Genomic DNA, 17,382 nt, shown 5'->3' on the forward strand with positions numbered 1-17,382 from the left:
CCGGTTAGAAAAAGAAACTAAGATAAAAGATTCTACAAAATAATTAAAAGTTTTAAAAAAGGCTAAAGCCCTGAGCAGGGTTTTAGCCTTTAACTATCTTCATTAATTTTTTAGTATTCGCCACCAATTAGTCGGCTACTATTGCTTCAATTGCAGCCAGTTCTTCGTTGGTAAAGCCTGTGTTATTTAAAGTTCCAGCATTTTCGATAATCTGTTCAACCTTGCTGGCACCTACGAGAACAGAAGTAACTCCCTGTTCTAAGATCCAGGCTAAAGCCATTTGAGATAAACTCTGGCCTCTGTCAGCAGCAATATCATTAAGCTGTCTTACCTTGTCTAATTTTTCTTCAGTAATACTTTCTTCTTTGAGGAAGCCGCTTTCTTTGGCAGCCCTGGAGTCTTCCGGAATACCACCGAGGTACTTATCAGTTAAAAGCCCCTGAGCCAGCGGCGAAAAGATAATTGAACCCATTCCAACCTCTTCCAGTGTGCCTAAAAGATCTTCTTCTTCTGACCAGCGATCAAAAATTGAATAATTATATTGATTTAAAAGCAGATTAACTCCCATTTTATCTGCAACTTCTACAGCTGCTTTAGTTTGCTCGGAGTTATAATTAGAGATCCCTACATAGAGAGCCTTTCCCTGGTCCTGAATCTGTTTTAAAGCACCGATTGTTTCTTCAAGTGGAGTATCTGGATCCGGGCGGTGATGATAGAAAATATCTACGTAATCAAGTCCCATTCTTTTTAAACTCTGATCAATACTTGAAATCAAATATTTGCGAGAACCCCATTCACCATAAGGTCCGGGCCACATATAATAACCAGCCTTTGAAGAAATAATTAATTCATCACGATAGGGTTTAAAATCTTTTTCCATTAAAATTCCCATTGTTTCTTCCGCAGAACCGGCCGGTGGTCCGTAATTATTGGCAAGGTCAAAGTGAGTAATTCCCAGATCAAAAGCTTTGCGCAGCATTTTGCGGGCATTTTCCAGAGTATCAACCCCACCAAAATTATGCCAGAGTCCTAAAGAAATTGCCGGAAGTTTTAGTCCGCTGTTTCCGGTGTAATTGTACTCCATTTTTTCATAACGATTTTCATCAGCTAAATAAGGCATCAAAAAACCTCCTTTTGGAATTTTTATTTTAATTTTTATTCAATTCTAATTATATTATATCAAATAGGAGACAGTAATTAAATGTAAATTGACTACAATTAAACTGTAGAGATCAATTACAGATTATTATTCTTTCAATCTTTGAAAAACAGTTAACAAATAGGCATAGGCTACATCAATATTCATCCACCAGCGCAGTAAAGTTCCCTTTAAAAAACCATATTTCTTTTCTTTTAGAGTTTGATAATATTCGAATTTTTGCCAGCTATAACCGTTTCCCTGTCTTTTTGCTATAAAATTCAGTCCGGCTTCGATACGATAGCGGTATTTAAAATGTTCAGGCAATTTATTCCAAAGTTCACGCCTTAAGGCTCTTTCACCGGAATTTAAAGCAAATAGAGTTACTGCTTTTTGCATAACGTTATTTCTTACTCCAATGAACATATCATATTTTCTTTTAACAACAGGTTGAACAATTTGCTCAACAATTTCTGGTGTCAGACCTTTTAAGTCAGCATCACAGAAAAATAAAATTTCTGCATCAGTATTTTCAACTCCCTGCTGCATTGATTGAGCTTTGCCCTGATTACTATTATTTTTTAATAATTTTACTTCTTTAAATCTGCTTACGACTTCGGAAGTATTGTCAGTTGAGCCATCATCAATTACTATAACTTCATTTAAAATATCAGTCTCAGTTAAAATATCTAAAACCCGACTAATATTTTGCCCCTCATTATAGGCTGGTATAATAGCAGCTATTTTATTTTCTTCTTTTTTCGTTTCTCTGCTAATCGATTTATAAAAATCCCTAATATTTTCGTAAATTTCAGAACTTTTATTTGAAAAAAATAGATTATGATTTTTATTATCCACAATTTTTATATAGTGAGGTGCCTCAATCTTACGGCTGATATAACCAATTGCTTTATAATTACCGATCGGATCATTTTTAGAATAGATGGTTAAAACAGGACAGTTAATTTTAGGCAGCTCTGTTTTTAATAATTTATTTGCTTTTTTAACAATTTTTAGACCATTTGCATGCATCTGTTTATAATAAAATGTTTGTTTTCGTATTTCTTTTTCCTGATTTGAGATCGGTTTTTCCCAGTATTTTTTGAAAAAGCTGAGTATTGATAATCCCGGTAAATTAAAAGGAAATTTTAATTTATAAGGGAGACAGACATTAAAGACCCCATCAACAGGAAATTTACTGGCAAAATACATTGCCATTTGAGCTCCAAAAGAAACCCCCCCGAGAATAATTTGTTCATATTTTTCTAAATCAGCTTTTAGCTCTGGCTCAATTTGATTAGTAAAATCTTTTAATTTGATATTATCAAGATCCTGAACTTGAGTTCCATGGCCCTTAAGCAGCATTACCTTAACATCGACTGCAAGGTTTTTAGACAAATATTCCGGTAAACCATTAAAATCGTTTGGGCTACCTGTGTAGCCGTGAATTAAGAAAAATAACGTTTTAGAATTTGATTTCAAATTAATAGTTTGCATAAAACCATCTCCATAATATATCATTTATGATTTATTATTAACCTCTTAATTTATTATATCACTTTATACCATAAATATTAAAATATTATTAAAAAATTCCATTAATAAATTATTAGCAGCTGAGTTTATACATAGATTTAATTAAAGTATTAATCGGGAAAATGGCAACTTTTTTGAAAACAATCTTGAGTAATTTGCTTTATTTTAACTTTTCTTGTAAAATAATTATATAGTCTAAAATTCAACTGGTGGTGGTTAAAATTAAGGACAAACGCACAGTTTTTTTATTTATTGGAATAGCAGTAGCTCTACTTATCTGGAATCTCGATCTACCCGGTCTTTCTTTAGCCGGACGGAAAATGTTTTCCATAACTCTGATGACAGTGATTTTCTGGGCTGCTAAAGTGGCTGATTCAGCTTATGTAGCAGCACTATTTTTGATGTTGATGTTAATTTTTGAGATTGCTCCTGCAGAAGAAGTCCTTTCTCTCTGGACTTCCCAGACGGTCTATCTGGTGATTGGGGCATATTTAATAGCAGCTGCAGTAGAGCAATCAGGTTTGGGGGAAAGGATTGCTTATAAATTTATTATTCACTTTGTGGATTCCTACAGGTCAATTATAGTTTCTATTTTTGCTCTAACCTTTCTTTTAAGTCTGATTATTCCACATCCCTGGCCGCGAGCATTTATCATTATGTCCGTTATGTCAGTAGTAATTGAAAATGCTGGAATTAACAAAAAGGATGCCTCCAAGATTGGGCTGACTGTTTTTGCAGCTTCCATTCCAATATCAATGATTTTTTTAACGGGGGAAAGTACTCTTAATTTTATGACACTGGAGTTTGCAGGAGTTGATTTAAGCTGGGGAAGATGGTTTTTATATATGGGAGCTCCAGCAGCACTGGCAGCTTTATTAACTATGTTAGTAATTTTAAAATTATTTCAGCCTGATGAAGAAGTGGAGATCAATAAAAAACAAATCGGGCAGAGATTATTAGACTTAGGGATGATGTCAGCAGAAGAGCAGCGGACAGTCTTCTGGTTAATCGTAGCTGTGGTTTTATGGATGACGGACTCATTTCATGGTGTTGAACTGGGGTGGCTTACCCTGACGATTGCAGTAATGATGAGCCTGCCGGTGAGTGGAGATATACTAAAAAAAGAAGACTGGAACCAGGTTCCAATCAAAGTCTTAATTTTTTTAACGGCAGCAGTAGCAATTGGTAAGGTAGGTTCTCTAACCGGGATGAATCAGTGGCTGGCTGAAGTAGTACTGCCGGCTCAAACTCCAAATAATATGTTGATTTTTGCCCTGATGACAGCTGGAATTTCGATCTTTCTACACATGTTTTTGGGAAGTGTAATTGCGGTGATGGGAATAGCTATTCCAGCCTTTATTATTTTTGCCAAAAGCTGTGGTATTAATCCTTTGGTACCTGCTCTTTTTGTCTATACTGCAATTGGTACTCATTATATCCTCCCTTTTCATCATTTAAATATTCTGGTTGGAATGGGAAAAGAAAATGGTAATTACAGTGAAAAGAGTGTCATTAAGCTGGGCATTCCTCTAACAGCAGTATCTCTAATTACTGTTATTTTTGAATACTTTTGGTGGCAGTTAACAGGTTTAATTTAATTAGTTTTTACAGGGGCAGGTGCAATATAATTTTAAGCCATAAACTAAACTTTTCAGAAAATTTATGTTATAATAGTAAATGGTATTTTAAGCTGTTTTTAAGATTTGAGCTTATTTAGATAATCAGAAGCAGCAGGCTAATATCAGGAATATAAATTATGAGGAGGGAAAGTATGGACTATGGTATATGGAGTATTTTACCACCGTTAATTGCGATTTTACTTGCTTTAACCACAAAACAGGTTTTTATTTCACTAATTTTAGGTATTTTTTCGGGTGCTATGATATTAACTGACTGGTCTTTTTTTGCGGCTGTTAATATGACTTTAGAAGAAATTGTGGCTATTTTCTCGGAAGCCTGGATTACAAAAACCATAATTTTTTCATTTATGGTTGGAGGTTTGATAACTGTAATTTCTGCTTCGGGTGGAGTGCAGGGATTTATAAATTACCTTACTCAAAAAAGAGATATTGTTAAAGATAAAAGGGGTGCTCTGCTTCTGGCCTATATTACAGGTCTGATCATTTTTATAGAGTCCTCAATTACCAGTCTTGTTTCCGGTACAGTTGCCAGGCCTCTAACAGATAAGTATAAGGTATCTCGCGAAAAACTTGCTTATGTTTGTGATTCAACCTCTGCACCAGTTTGTGGTTTGATTCCCCTTAACGGGTGGGGAGCTATGCTGATGGGGGTAATTGGAGTTCAGATAGCAAACGGAGTTGTGGATGGAACTTCTGCTGAGCTGCTGGCTAAATCGCTTCCTTTCCAATTTTATTCAATTATTGCAGTTCTGGCAGTTGGCTATTATATCCTGACTGGCAATGACTGGGGACCAATGGCTAAAGCAGAGAAAAGAGCAGCTGAAAAAGGCCTTTTGTTAAGAGAGGGTGCTACTCCAATGGTTTCTGAGGAAGCAACTGCTACTCCTCCTAAAGAAGGCATTATTCCCAATATGTGGAATATGATCTTGCCTATTTTAGTTTTGATTTTTATGATGCCTCTTAGTCTTTACATAACTGGAGCTGGAAATATACTTCAGGGCTCAGGTTCAACCTCGGTTTTTTGGGCTGTTATTACAGCAGTTACTTTTGCTGGATTTTTATATGTTATTCAGGGTCTTATGAGTTTAAAAGAATATATTGATTATATATATCAGGGAATTGGAGCGATAGTTCCGGTGGCTATTCTTTTAATCACAGCTTTTGCAATTGGAAATGTAATTGGTTATTTAGAGACAGGAGAATATATGGCTTCTCTGGTTGAAGGTAGAGTTAGTGGAGCATTTGGACCGGCAATAGTTTTCATCATGGCTTCTTTGATGGCTTTTGCAACCGGAACCAGCTGGGGGACTTTTGGTATTATGATGCCAATTGGAATTCAAATGGCTGTAGCAATGGGTGCGCCTTTATATCCAACAATTGGCGCTGTAGTTTCTGGTGGTATTATGGGAGATCATTGTTCTCCAATCTCAGACACCACTATTATTTCTTCAATGGCTTCTGCTTCAGATCATATTGATCATGTAAATACTCAGCTGCCTTATGCACTGGCCAATGGGGCAATAGCTTTAGTTCTTTATCTGGCGGCAGGATTTATGATATAATATTAAAAAAGAAATATAAAATTATAAATAATTGGGTGATAAATTAATGATTAAAGCAGTGATTTTTGATATGGATGGAACAATTATTGATTCAGAACCAATTTATGAAAAAATAAATGAAGAAATATATGAGAAGTATGGTTTCAATTTGAGTCAGGAAGACTATGATCGACATATGGGTGCCAACCTAAAAGATATCTGGACAGATATTTTAGATCGTTATCAGGTTAAAGAGGAGTATTCTCATTATAAGATTGAAGATTTTATGGAAGATCATATTCATAGTTCTTACGTGGGGCTGGCTGAAGCTGAAGATTTAGAATTGATGCCGGGAGTTGAAGGGTGGTTTCAATTTTTTAAAGATCACGGTTATAAAATGATTATTGCTTCTTCTTCCTATGAGCCAGTAATTGAGCATATTTTTCAACGTTTTGGTCTTGAAAAGTATATGGAAGGTTATGTAGATGGGAATGCTATTGAAAATGGTAAACCTGCTCCTGATATTTTTCTTGAGGCCGCAGAAAGACTGGGAGTTGAGCCGGAAGAATGCATTGTAATTGAAGATTCGGAGAATGGAGTTAAGGGTGCTCACCGAGCAGGAGCAAAGGTAATTGGTTTCAACCGGGCTAAAGATGAAAGTCAGGATCTTTCCAGTGCTGATCTAATTATTGAAGAATTTAATCAGGATAATTTAAATAAAGTCTTAAAATAATAATTCAAGCGGAGATCTTTAAAAAGATCTTCGTTTTAGTTTTAACTATTAATTTTTCAGAAAATTAAAGCTTGTATTAAATTAAAATATTACTTTTGCTGATTAAAGTATTGTGGTATAATGAATTTTAAGATTAATTTTTATCATTTTTCGCCGGTTAAAAGTAGCGAGAAGGTAGAATATCAATTTAAAGGAGGAAATAGTTAAATGAAAAAAACTTTAGTAACAATTTTAGTGATTCTGGCAGTATTGGCTTTTAGCTCAGGGGTTATGGCTCAGCGCTATGTTGTAGGAACAAATGCAAGTTTCCCACCTTTTGAGTATGTAGAGAAGGGTGAGATTGTTGGTTTTGATATTGATCTGGTTAAAGAAATAGCAAAACTGCAGGACTTTGAAGTTGAATTTAGAGATATAAGTTTTGACTCTTTAATTCCTGGTCTTGCTTCAGGTAGTTTAGATATAGTAGCGGCTGGAATGACGATTACTGATGCCAGGAAAGAAGTGGTATCATTTTCAGATCCTTACTATTCTGCTAATCAGTCAGTTTTAGTTCATGAAGGATCGGAAGAAGATTTAACAGTTTTGTTTGGTTCCAATGATATTGGTGTTCAGACAGGAACTACAGGTGATACCTGGGTCAGAGATAAACTGGTTAAACCTGATATTTTAACAGGTGAGCTCAGAAATTATGATTCTTATGTTTTTGTTATCAGAGACTTAGCAAACCAAAACATTGATGCAGCTGTTTTAGATAAACCTGTTGCTGAAACTTATAGCAAAAATAATCCGGTTAATGTTGTAGCAGAAGTAATTACCGGTGAAGAATATGGTATTGCTGTTGGTAAAAATAATCAGGCACTGCTTAAAGAAATCAATGCAGGTCTGGCAAAAGTTATTGAAAATGGAACTATGGATAAGTTGATTGAAAAGTATTTTGAGTAAAATCTGATCAGGCTTTTTCTCTGCTGTCAGGGTCTGGAAAGTTTTCTGAACCCTGCAGCGGAGTAAGGCCTTTTATATTTTTAATTTATAATTTTATTACTTGTTTAGAGCCAATTTTGTTCTCAAGAGTTTAATTATTAAGCAGCAGAAAACACTTGAACTTTAGGGTGTAAAATTGGATTCTTAAATAATTTTTATCAAAAAATTTTAGAAAGGACAGATTATGAATAATTTAGAATTAATAAAAAGTGCACTACCTTATCTTCTGGAAGGGACCCTGGTAACAATACAACTGACATTCTGGAGTCTTTTAATCGGAATAGTTGTTGGGTTACCAATCGCCTTTGCTCAGGTGTATGGAAATAAAATACTTCAGGCTACTGTTGCAGTCTATGAGCGTCTTGCTCGCAGTATTCCCCTGCTGGTAATGCTTTTACTTTTAAATTATGGTCTACCAATGCTGGGATTAAGAATTCCAATTTTTAGAGCCGCAGTTATTGGGATTGGACTTAGATCAGCAGCCTATCAGTCTCAGATTTATCGAGGTGCAATTCAATCGGTAGGTGGGTCTCAGATGAAGGCTGCCCGTTCTTTGGGAATGAGTAAAATGAAAGCTTTCTTTTATATTATTGCTCCCCAGGCAATTAGAATTGCAATTCCACCGGTGGCAAATGAGTCTGCAATTGTGCTCAAAGATACCTCACTTGCCTTTACCATTGGGGTGGTTGAGCTTTTAAGACAGGGTGAGTATTTTATTGCGACTTCAAATGAGCCAATGGTGATTTATTTAACCATTGCTGCGATTTATTTTATTTTAACTACGATAGTAAACGGTGGTTTATCCCTTTTTGAGAAAAAATATCAAATTCCAGGGATAGGAATTGAAGGAGGACATTCAGATGCCTACTAAGCATTTATTGAGAATAGAAAATCTGCATCATAGCTTTGAAAATGAAGAGGTTCTCAAAGGAATTTCATTTTCACTTGATAAGGGTGAGACCAAGGTTATTGTTGGTCCCAGTGGTACCGGAAAGAGTACTGTTTTAAATAATATTATTCGGCTGGTACCTCCCACCAGAGGTAAAATTTATCTTGAAGATACTGAAATTACTTCTGCCAAAAACATAAATGAAATTAGACAGCAGATTGGTTTTGTGTTTCAGGATTTTGGTCTTTTTAATCACCTGACAGCAAAAGGTAATGTAATGATTGGCCTGACCAAAGTCAAAAAGATGGATAAAAATGAGGCAGAAGAGCTTGCCTTATTTGAGTTGGATCGGGTTGGACTTAAAGATTATGCTAATTCTTATCCTTCTCAGTTATCAGGTGGACAGAAACAGCGGGTGGGTATTGCTAGAGCTCTGGCAATGCAGCCTAAACTTATTCTATTTGATGAACCAACTTCGGCCCTGGATCCAGAGCTGACTGGAGAGGTTCTTAAAGTTATGCGTAATTTGGCTGAAGAGGGGATGACCATGCTTGTTGTAACTCATGAGATGGGTTTTGCCCGCAGTGTTGCTGATGAACTAATTTTTATGGAGGGTGGCAATATTGTAGAACAGGGTGATCCTGAGAAACTGTTTACCGATCCTGATCATAAAAGAACCAAAGAATTTCTCTTCCAGCTGACTAATTTATATGGTGAGGGTGAGAAATAATGTTAGATATTTTTATGGAATATTACCCTTTATTTTTAAGAGGACTTGGGGTAACGGTTTTTGTAACCATTATTTCCTGTTTTTCCGGTACAGTTCTGGGAACTTTTCTGGCTCTGGGTAAGATTTATGGAAATAAATTTGTTTCAGCACTGGTTCGACTTTTTATTTCGATTATTAGAGGTACCCCACTTTTAGTTCAGCTATTTATTATCTATTATGGACTTCCTGCTTATGGAATTAGACTGACTCCAATCATAGCAGCAGTGATCAGTTTCATTATTAACAGTGGAGCTTATCAGGCTGAATACTTAAGGGGGTCAATTCAGTCAATCAGCGGCAGCCAGCTTAAAGCAGCCCAATCAATCGGGATGACTAAATGGCAGGGGATTAGACACATTATTTTACCTCAGGCTCTGCGCCGGGTAATTCCTTCCTGGACTAACGAGTTTATTTATATGATTAAATATTCTTCTCTGGCTTATGTAATTGGAGCCAAAGAATTAATGACAGAAGGAAAGCTGATTGCCAGCCGTAATTATCAGTTTTTTAATGTTTATTTTATTGTAGCTTTAATTTATCTGGTAGTAATTGTTATTTTTGTTTATCTTTTTAATAAAATTGAGAAAAAAGTTACTATCCCTTAAAATTAAGGTATATAATCTTGTCTTCTTAAAATTAAAGTGCTATAATTAATTAAAGGAAATAAATGTAATCTAAAAGGGTTTTTGAAAGGCAGTTTCTGGTCAGGAGCTGTCTTTTTCTGATAAATAACAGATTGATTTTCATAAATTGCTTGGGGAAATGGTGCGGACAGCGACAGGTTCACATAAAAGGAGGGAAAGATGAAAATTTATACCAAAAGCGGCGATAAGGGTAAAACCAGTCTTTTTGATAATACAAGGGTGGCTAAAGATTCACTGCGGGTTGAAAGTTATGGTACTATTGATGAATTAAATTCTTCACTGGGTTTTGCCAAAAATTTTGTAGAAGAAAAAGAAGTTTATAATATTATCCGTTCTGTACAGCGTAAACTTTTTAATCTGGCAGGAGAGCTGGCTACACCGGATTGGGAAAGTTTCCCTGAAAAAATCAGTCAGGAAGATATTAAGTTTTTGGAAGAAAAAATTGATCATTATTTAGATCAGATGAATAAAAAAGAGAGGTCAATGTTTATTATTCCCGGCAGCTCAAAGGCAAGTGGTGCTCTGCATCAATCCCGGACAATTTGTCGGAGAGCTGAACGCAGAATTACAGCTCTTGCAAAAGAGGCGGATATTAGCAGTGATCTTCAGAAATATATTAACCGTCTTTCTGATTTGCTTTATACACTGGCTCGTTATTTAGAGAAAGAACTTGACTATGTGGAGTTTAAAAAACAGTGAGAATTTTAGTTGATGGGGACGGATGTCCAGTAATTGAAATAATTACCAAGGTTGCTGCAGATAAAAATTTAGAATTAATAGTTTACACTGACTTAAACCACCGTCATCAGCTCGCTTATGGGACTTTAGAGGTTGTTGATCAGGGGTTTCAGTCAGTTGATATGATTTTATATAACAAGATTCAGGCTGGAGATCTTGTAGTTACATCTGATTATGGGTTGGCTGCCTTAGCTTTAGGTGCGGGAGCATTAGTTCTTGGTTTTTCCGGCAGAGAATTTACTAATCAGAATATAGAAAGACTTCTGGCCACAAGACACCGTCAGTTTAAAGAGAGAAAAAGAACAGGCCGTCATACTTCTCATAAAAAACGGAGTCCAGCTGATGATCAGCGTTTTAAAGAAATTCTATTAAATTTAATAGAAAACAGAACAACAGAATTATAATATAAATTGTTAATAATTAGAACCGATATTTTTGCCAATATTAAAACAGAGGGTGAGCTCAATGGATAAAAAGAAAAAAACAGTTTATGCCTGGGCCATGTATGATTGGGCTAATTCTGCTTTTGCCACAGTAATTTTAGCCACAGTCCTGCCCATCTTTTACAAAGATGTGGCTGGAATTAATTTACCAGGTAATTTGGCTACTTCTTACTGGGGATATACGCAGACTATTGCTATGATTATTATTGCTATTATTTCTCCAATCCTGGGTGCAGCTGCTGATTATTCTGATTCAAAAAAAACTTTTCTCAAATTTTTTGTATTTCTGGGTATTACAGGCACCTCTCTTTTGTTTTTTGTTAATGAAGGCAATTATTTACTTGCCTCTTTCTTTTTTATTATCGCCAACATTGGTTTTTCTGGAGGTAATGTATTTTACGATGGTTTTTTAACCGACATCAGTGATGCTGATTCAATAGATTATATATCAAGCCTTGGTTATGCAGCTGGCTATCTGGGAGGTGGTCTGTTGCTGGCATTGAATTTATTAATGATTTCCAAACCTGCTCTATTTGGAATAAGTACAGTAACTTTAGCAACTCAAATATCGTTTATCACTGTTGCAGTCTGGTGGTTTATATTTTCTTTGCCTGCTTTTAAATATCTCCCTGCTCCTGAAAAACGGGTTGAAAAAATACCGCTGGCTAAATACACCAAAATGGCTTTTGGCAGACTTAAATCTACCTTTGTTCATATCCGTAAATATCGAGAACTGTGGAAATTTTTACTGGCTTTTTGGATCTATAATGATGGAATTGGAACTATCATCAGGATGGCTACAATCTATGGTCGGGAAGTGGGTATTGGTCAGACTGACCTGATTGGAGCCCTACTTTTAACACAATTTATCGGAATACCCTTTGCTCTTATTTTTGCTAAAATAGCTGGGAAAGTCACAGCTAAAAAAGGCATTTACCTTGCTCTAACCATTTATACTGCAATAACTTTTTATGGTTATTTTTTGGATTCAGCTCTTGATTTCTGGATTCTGGCAGGTATTGTGGGGATGGTTCAGGGAGGAGCACAGGCTTTAAGTCGATCTTTATATGGAGCAATGGTACCGGAATCAAAATCAGCAGAATTTTTTGGGTTCTATGGAGTCTCCAGTAAATTTGCTGCCATAATTGGTCCGACAGTTTTTGCTTATGCAGGACAGTTAACGGGCTCAAGTCGTTATGGAATAATTGCAGTTGCCTCCTTTTTTGTTCTAGGTATTATATTTTTAAGTAGAGTTGATGTAGAAAAGGGAAAATTAGAAGCCAAAAGTTAAAAGCAATATAATTAATATCATAAATTATTAGGGGGGAGAAAGATGCCAGATTTTTGGACACATATTATTGCTGGCGAAGAAATAGTTGCTGGTCTTGAAGATAAAAATATTAAAGCAATGTTAAATAAGAATTATCAGCTTTTTAATTATGGTTGTCAGGGCGCAGATTTTTTCTTTTATAATGACTTTTTACCCTGGCAGTGGGCAAAAAAAGGGCCTAAAAAAGGGGAGTTAATCCATTCGCTGAGTGGTAAGAAAATTTTCTCCGAACTGCTTACTGCTTTGAAGAGAGAGGGGATTTATTTCCGGGCTAAGCTTCCTGACTCTGAGTACTGGCAGCATAATCTGGTTTATCTACTGGGGTTCATTTCGCATTATGCCCTGGATCGCGAATGTCACCCGTTTATTATTAAAAATGGGGGAGAAGGTAAAAATCACAAGTTAATTGAGGCCAGTATTGATATATATATTATGCAGCAGAGATGGAATCAAAGTCCAGTAGTTGTTGATCCCCTTCCTTATTATCAATTACAGGACAAACATCAGCAGAATCTTAATTATTTTTATCAATTGATTTTTGAGAATCTTATTGAGGAAAAACTTGATCAGGATTTGATCTGGGAATCTTACTTAGACCTACGTAAATATCATAGATTATTTATTTCGGATAGTTCTTTAAGACATCATATTTTTAGGGTTTTAAATTTAATTCTACCTCAAAACTTAAGCCAGTACAGCTATCTGCTTAACGAAAAACAAAGTATCTGGCCTGCAGAAAATTATCAACAGTTTGAAAATCATTTTAATAGAGGAATTGCTGTTGCCCGCTCTTTAATCGGACAGAGTTTAAAGTATTTGCAGTCAGAAGAATCTCTTTCAGAAAGCCTGATCTTATTTAGTAACAAAAATTTCATGGGAGAAGAGAGCTGATATTATTAATTTTGAAATCACTTCAGTTCAATTGGTAAATCACTGCGGTTGCTCCAGCCAAGCCATGATTCATCAAATAATTTTAAGTTATCATATCCCAGGAGTTTAAGAGCAAAAAAACTGTGAGCTGCTCTGACCCCAGTGTGGGAGATAAGAGCAATCACTTCTTTATCTTTTGTAATTCCTTTTTCCTGATAAATTTGTTTGATTTCTGAAGCAGATTTAAAATTGTAGTTTTCTGTTAAAACTCTATTCCATTCTAGGTGGATAGAGTTTGGTATTCTACCTTTTCGCGGAGCACTAGAACCTGTTTTTTGCCCCAGATATTCAGCCTCTGTTCTTGTATCAAGAACTATAAATTTTTCATTATCAAGATTTTCAGCAATAGTATCAGAATTTACAATCCACTCATTAATTACATCCTGAACTAAAAAGTTACCCTTGTCTGGATAGTTGGGCAGTATATTTGTTTCAAAATCATTATCCTTCCAGTTATCATATCCACCTTCCAAAACTTTTATATTTTGATGTCCATAAACTCTGAAGACCCACCATAATCTGGCTGCCCAGACACTGTTATTTTCATCATAGACAATAATTTTGGAGTCATTATTTATTCCCTTTTTCTGTACAGTAACACTAAAAGCTTTTGGGTCAGCAATCAATCCTTCCACCCAACCTTCAGGATCAGAAAAATCAGATCCCCACATATTAACTGCTCCCGGTAGATGTCCGAGTAAATATCTGGCACTGTTGCGAACATCAATTATTTTCAGTTTATTATTTTCATTTTTGAGTCTCTTATTCAATTCAGAAGCTGAAATTAAAAGGTCTGGATTTTCAAATCCTCTTTCTTCAGCAGCTACAGCTGAAAAACTTAAGCTGGTAGAAATTATAATAATTGAAATAAAGATAAGAATTAATATTTTATCATTATTCATTGTGATTCCTCCTTAAAATTTGTCTCTTTCTTCATAAACTATTATATACCTTAAGTAACAAATTTGCATTATTATTACATAAATTACTCAGATAATTTTAATAAGGCAGGATTTTATAGATTTTTGTTGAAATTAAATTAAGAGAGAATAGAAAAAATCACTGTTAGGGGGATAAAATGAAAAAGGTTATTTTAGACTGTGATAATACAATCGGAATTCAGGAAAAAGATGTTAGTGATGGCCTTGCTTTTTTATTTTTACTTGGGCGTGAGGATATAGATCTGATGGCGGTTACCAGTGTCTTTGGGAACAGTAGTTTAGAAGCTACTTATGAGACAACGGAAAAAATGATCAGTGATTTTGGTTTAGAAAATAAAATTAAACATTATAAAGGAGCAGCTGAAGCTGGAGACGATAAGACGGAAGCTGCAAAATATTTGGCTCAGACTGCTGCCGAAAATAAAAATGAGATTACTTTAATTGCTATCGGACCTCTGACTAACCTTTATGCTGCCTGGAAAATTGACAGTGACTTCTTTAAAAATTTGAAAGAAATTATTATTATGGGTGGAATAACTGAACCACTGCAGTTTGGAGAGCAGACTATTAATGAAATTCATTTTAGTCAAGACCCAGAAGCAGCAGAGCAGGTAGTTAAAGCTGAGGTTCCAGTGGCCCTAATGTCCGGCAACTTATGTCTGGCAGCGCGTTTTGGGGAAAAATCATGGCAGCGGATTAATCGTTCAAAAAATAAGGCTATTCGTGCCTATATCAGTGATAAAATTAAGCCCTGGTATGAATATTCTTCAGAGATGATTGGTTTAACAGGTTTTTATATGTGGGATGTAGTAGCAGTTGTTTATATGATGGCACCTGAGATCTTTCCTTATAATAAAAGGAAATTTGTTTCCAGTAGGGAGGATTTAAAAACTGGACAGATAAAAACAGAAAAAGCAGCAGGCCGTCTGCAGGATTCTGGAATTATAAACCTACCTTCTACTATTCTTGATACTAAAAGATTTAAAGATATTTTATTTTCTGCCTGGGATCAAATTAAGATTGTTCCAAAAGGATACAGCAGCGAAGGATAGAGTTTTGATCTTTTTATAATAGTTTTTAATTTCAAGCAGATAGGAGGAGATTATCTTGCAGGCTGCAGTAGTGCTTATGAGAGGAGCTTCCGTAGCAGGGAAAACGAAGACTAAGCTTAATAGTCATTTAAAAGCAGAAGAATGTGCTGCCCTGGATAAAGCTTTTTTAAAAGATATGAATTTTAAGCTTTTAAACTTAAAAAAAAGTTGCTCAAAATTGGAGCTTTTTTTGAGTTATAAGCCAGAGCAAAGCCCAAAAATATTTGCTGAGGTTATTGCTAAAGACTTTATTAGAATTCCTCAGCGTGGAGAAAGTTGTGGGGAGATAATGTATAATGCAGTAACTGAAGCTTATCAAAAGAGTAAATTACCTGTAGTTATTGTTGGTTCTAATTTTCCTCTGCTGGCTACAGACACTTTTACTGAAGCCTTTGCAGGTTTAAAAGAGAGAGATATTGTTATTGGACCGTCTGTGGATGGCAGTTATTATCTTTTAGGAATGAAAAAGCCAGAAGAATCTCTTTTTTATTTTAAGGACTGGAGAAAGCAGTCAATACTAGAAAAAACTATTAAAGCAGCAAGTCAGCATAATTTAAAGATTCATTTTTTGCCGGAGGCAGCTGAAATAAACACTTTTAAAGAATTACTTCGATTAAGGTTTGAATTGATTGGGAAAAATATTGATTCAAATTATCTTAAAAATACCCGAAAAATAATAGATGAATTGTTTATTTATTAATAATTTTAAGTTTAGCCAGCTGAATAGTTGGTGGTTAAGTCAACAAATATTTAGCTTTATGGTAATAGTATTATTTTATATTTATTTTTGAGAACTGTGGGGTGAAAGAATGAACTCACTATCAGATGAGGATAAGAAAAATTTAATTGTGAGACTGCGGCGGGTCGAAGGTCAGGTCAGGGGACTGCAGAGGATGATTGATCAAGAAAAGTACTGTGTTGATATTTTAACACAGATTAATGCCTGTCGGGGTGCCTTAAAAAAAGTAGGACTTAAAATATTGGATCGACATGTTAATGGTTGTGTTAAAAATGCAATTTCTCAGGAAGAAGGAGAAGAAGAGATTATATCTGAATTGATGGATGTTTTAGACAAATTTACTGATTAAATTTATCCCCGCTGCTGGCGGGGTTTTTTTAGGAGGGAATCATGTTAGTTTTAGAAAAAATTATTGCTTCTCTAGTTATGCCGCCAGGATTATTTATATTATTATTGATAATTTTGACTGGCTATTTATTTAAAAGATCAAAGTCAGGGATCATAAAATTAACAGCTTTATTTATGCTGTTTTTATGTTTTTTTCTTTCCAATGCCTTTGGTGTTCAGCTGTTACTTCATCCACTGGAAAATTATGCCGAAAAAATTTCAGTTAATCCCTTTAAAAGATATCCAATTGTGGTACTTGGGGGAGGGTTAAATTATTATTCTGACAACGAAGTGGCTCCTTCACTGCACAGTATTCAGAGACTGGTCAGAGGGTATCAGCTGCAGCGACGTTTAAAAACACCTTTAATTTATTCAGGGGGAGTTGCTATTGGCCAGGAAAAGATTTCCGAGGCTGATGCTGCGGAAGATTTCCTGGAGAGTCTGGGAATGAATAAAGAATTTTATATTAGCGAAGATAGGGCTCAAACAACATTTGAGAATGCAGCTTATTTAAAGAAATGGCTTGAAGAAAACGAAGTTGAAAAAGTTTATCTTGTAACGTCAGCCTATCATACTTTACGGGCTGCAGCTGTTTTTAAAGCTCAAAATATAGATTTTTTGGCAGTGCATTCTGGTTTTATTTATGATCATCAATTTAGCTGGCTTGATTATCTGCCAAATAGAGGAGCTCTTAGTGCCAATCTTGCAGCACTGCATGAGTGGGTTGGGTTATTCTGGTACTATATTCGTGGTCGGATTTAGATAATTTAAAGCAGAAAGAGTTCGGAGAGTAGTTTAATATTTTGGATTTTGAATAAATTATTTTAGATTAATTGTTAAACTTTAATGATATTTTAAAGTTTTTCTGATAAACTATAAATGTATCTTAGAGAGAGTATTTAAAATCAAAGA

18 protein-coding genes are annotated in these 17,382 nt (G+C 35.2%); 15 read left to right on the forward strand and 3 right to left on the reverse strand.

Annotation, left to right across the window (positions count from 1 at the left end):
• Positions 1-127: 127 nt before the first annotated feature.
• Both mgrA and DFR80_RS08095 read right to left on the reverse strand, forming a co-directional pair.
• Positions 128-1,120 carry an L-glyceraldehyde 3-phosphate reductase gene (mgrA, locus tag DFR80_RS08090; protein ID WP_076544685.1) on the reverse strand — a complete coding sequence of 331 codons (993 nt, stop codon included), beginning with the start codon at positions 1,118-1,120 and terminating at the stop codon, positions 128-130.
• Positions 1,121-1,246: 126 nt separating this feature from the next.
• A complete protein-coding gene (locus DFR80_RS08095) occupies positions 1,247-2,635 on the reverse strand; it encodes a glycosyltransferase (protein WP_158537699.1) in 1,389 nt (462 codons plus the stop codon).
• 251 nt (positions 2,636-2,886) lie between these two features.
• Here DFR80_RS08095 and DFR80_RS08100 point away from each other — a divergent pair, with 251 nt between their 5' ends.
• From DFR80_RS08100 to DFR80_RS08150, 11 genes are all read left to right on the forward strand, one after another.
• Complete coding sequence (locus DFR80_RS08100; RefSeq protein ID WP_114489680.1) at positions 2,887-4,272, forward strand: SLC13 family permease; 1,386 nt, start codon at positions 2,887-2,889, stop codon at positions 4,270-4,272.
• A 173-nt stretch (positions 4,273-4,445) separates the two neighbouring features.
• Positions 4,446-5,876: a Na+/H+ antiporter NhaC family protein gene (locus DFR80_RS08105; RefSeq protein WP_076544688.1), complete on the forward strand. Its 1,431-nt coding sequence runs from the start codon at positions 4,446-4,448 to the stop codon at positions 5,874-5,876.
• A 46-nt stretch (positions 5,877-5,922) separates the two neighbouring features.
• Entirely contained in the window at positions 5,923-6,588 is a 666-nt protein-coding gene (locus DFR80_RS08110; protein ID WP_076544689.1) for an HAD family phosphatase, read from the forward strand.
• A gap of 207 nt (positions 6,589-6,795) precedes the next feature.
• Positions 6,796-7,530: a basic amino acid ABC transporter substrate-binding protein gene (locus DFR80_RS08115; protein ID WP_076544690.1), complete on the forward strand. Its 735-nt coding sequence runs from the start codon at positions 6,796-6,798 to the stop codon at positions 7,528-7,530.
• A 223-nt stretch (positions 7,531-7,753) separates the two neighbouring features.
• Positions 7,754-8,440, forward strand: coding sequence for an amino acid ABC transporter permease (locus tag DFR80_RS08120; RefSeq protein WP_076544691.1), 687 nt, complete (start codon positions 7,754-7,756; stop codon positions 8,438-8,440).
• Positions 8,430-9,188, forward strand: coding sequence for an amino acid ABC transporter ATP-binding protein (locus DFR80_RS08125; RefSeq protein WP_076544692.1), 759 nt, complete (start codon positions 8,430-8,432; stop codon positions 9,186-9,188). The genes DFR80_RS08120 and DFR80_RS08125 overlap by 11 nt, the downstream gene beginning before the upstream one ends.
• A complete protein-coding gene (locus DFR80_RS08130) occupies positions 9,188-9,832 on the forward strand; it encodes an amino acid ABC transporter permease (RefSeq protein WP_076544693.1) in 645 nt (214 codons plus the stop codon). Before DFR80_RS08125 ends, DFR80_RS08130 begins: the two co-directional genes overlap by 1 nt.
• 198 nt (positions 9,833-10,030) lie before the next feature.
• Entirely contained in the window at positions 10,031-10,570 is a 540-nt protein-coding gene (locus DFR80_RS08135; protein WP_076544694.1) for a cob(I)yrinic acid a,c-diamide adenosyltransferase, read from the forward strand.
• On the forward strand, positions 10,567-11,013 hold the full coding sequence (locus DFR80_RS08140) for a DUF188 domain-containing protein (RefSeq protein ID WP_114489681.1): 447 nt from the start codon (positions 10,567-10,569) through the stop codon (positions 11,011-11,013). The genes DFR80_RS08135 and DFR80_RS08140 overlap by 4 nt, the downstream gene beginning before the upstream one ends.
• A gap of 61 nt (positions 11,014-11,074) precedes the next feature.
• Positions 11,075-12,343, forward strand: coding sequence for an MFS transporter (locus DFR80_RS08145; RefSeq protein ID WP_114489682.1), 1,269 nt, complete (start codon positions 11,075-11,077; stop codon positions 12,341-12,343).
• Positions 12,344-12,385: 42 nt separating this feature from the next.
• Entirely contained in the window at positions 12,386-13,273 is an 888-nt protein-coding gene (locus DFR80_RS08150) for a zinc dependent phospholipase C family protein (RefSeq protein WP_114489683.1), read from the forward strand.
• Positions 13,274-13,290: 17 nt separating this feature from the next.
• Here DFR80_RS08150 and DFR80_RS08155 read toward each other — a convergent pair whose 3' ends face one another.
• On the reverse strand, positions 13,291-14,214 hold the full coding sequence (locus DFR80_RS08155) for a sulfurtransferase (RefSeq protein ID WP_114489684.1): 924 nt from the start codon (positions 14,212-14,214) through the stop codon (positions 13,291-13,293).
• Between the two features lie 176 nt (positions 14,215-14,390).
• Between DFR80_RS08155 and DFR80_RS08160 the strand changes: the two genes are divergently transcribed.
• From DFR80_RS08160 to DFR80_RS08175, 4 genes are all read left to right on the forward strand, one after another.
• The gene (locus DFR80_RS08160) at positions 14,391-15,305 is read left to right on the forward strand and encodes a nucleoside hydrolase (protein WP_076544699.1); all 915 of its coding nucleotides are present in this window, start codon (positions 14,391-14,393) and stop codon (positions 15,303-15,305) included.
• Between the two features lie 55 nt (positions 15,306-15,360).
• Positions 15,361-16,044 (forward strand): DUF2064 domain-containing protein, encoded by a 684-nt coding sequence (locus DFR80_RS08165; protein ID WP_114489685.1) that lies wholly within the window; start codon positions 15,361-15,363, stop codon positions 16,042-16,044.
• Positions 16,045-16,153: 109 nt separating this feature from the next.
• Positions 16,154-16,432 (forward strand): metal-sensitive transcriptional regulator, encoded by a 279-nt coding sequence (locus DFR80_RS08170; RefSeq protein ID WP_076544701.1) that lies wholly within the window; start codon positions 16,154-16,156, stop codon positions 16,430-16,432.
• Between the two features lie 41 nt (positions 16,433-16,473).
• Positions 16,474-17,232 carry a YdcF family protein gene (locus DFR80_RS08175; RefSeq protein ID WP_114489686.1) on the forward strand — a complete coding sequence of 253 codons (759 nt, stop codon included), beginning with the start codon at positions 16,474-16,476 and terminating at the stop codon, positions 17,230-17,232.
• Positions 17,233-17,382 lie beyond the last annotated feature (150 nt).

The organism is Halanaerobium sp. ST460_2HS_T2 (genome assembly GCF_003337665.1).
GTDB classification, from domain to species: domain Bacteria; phylum Bacillota; class Halanaerobiia; order Halanaerobiales; family Halanaerobiaceae; genus Halanaerobium; species Halanaerobium kushneri.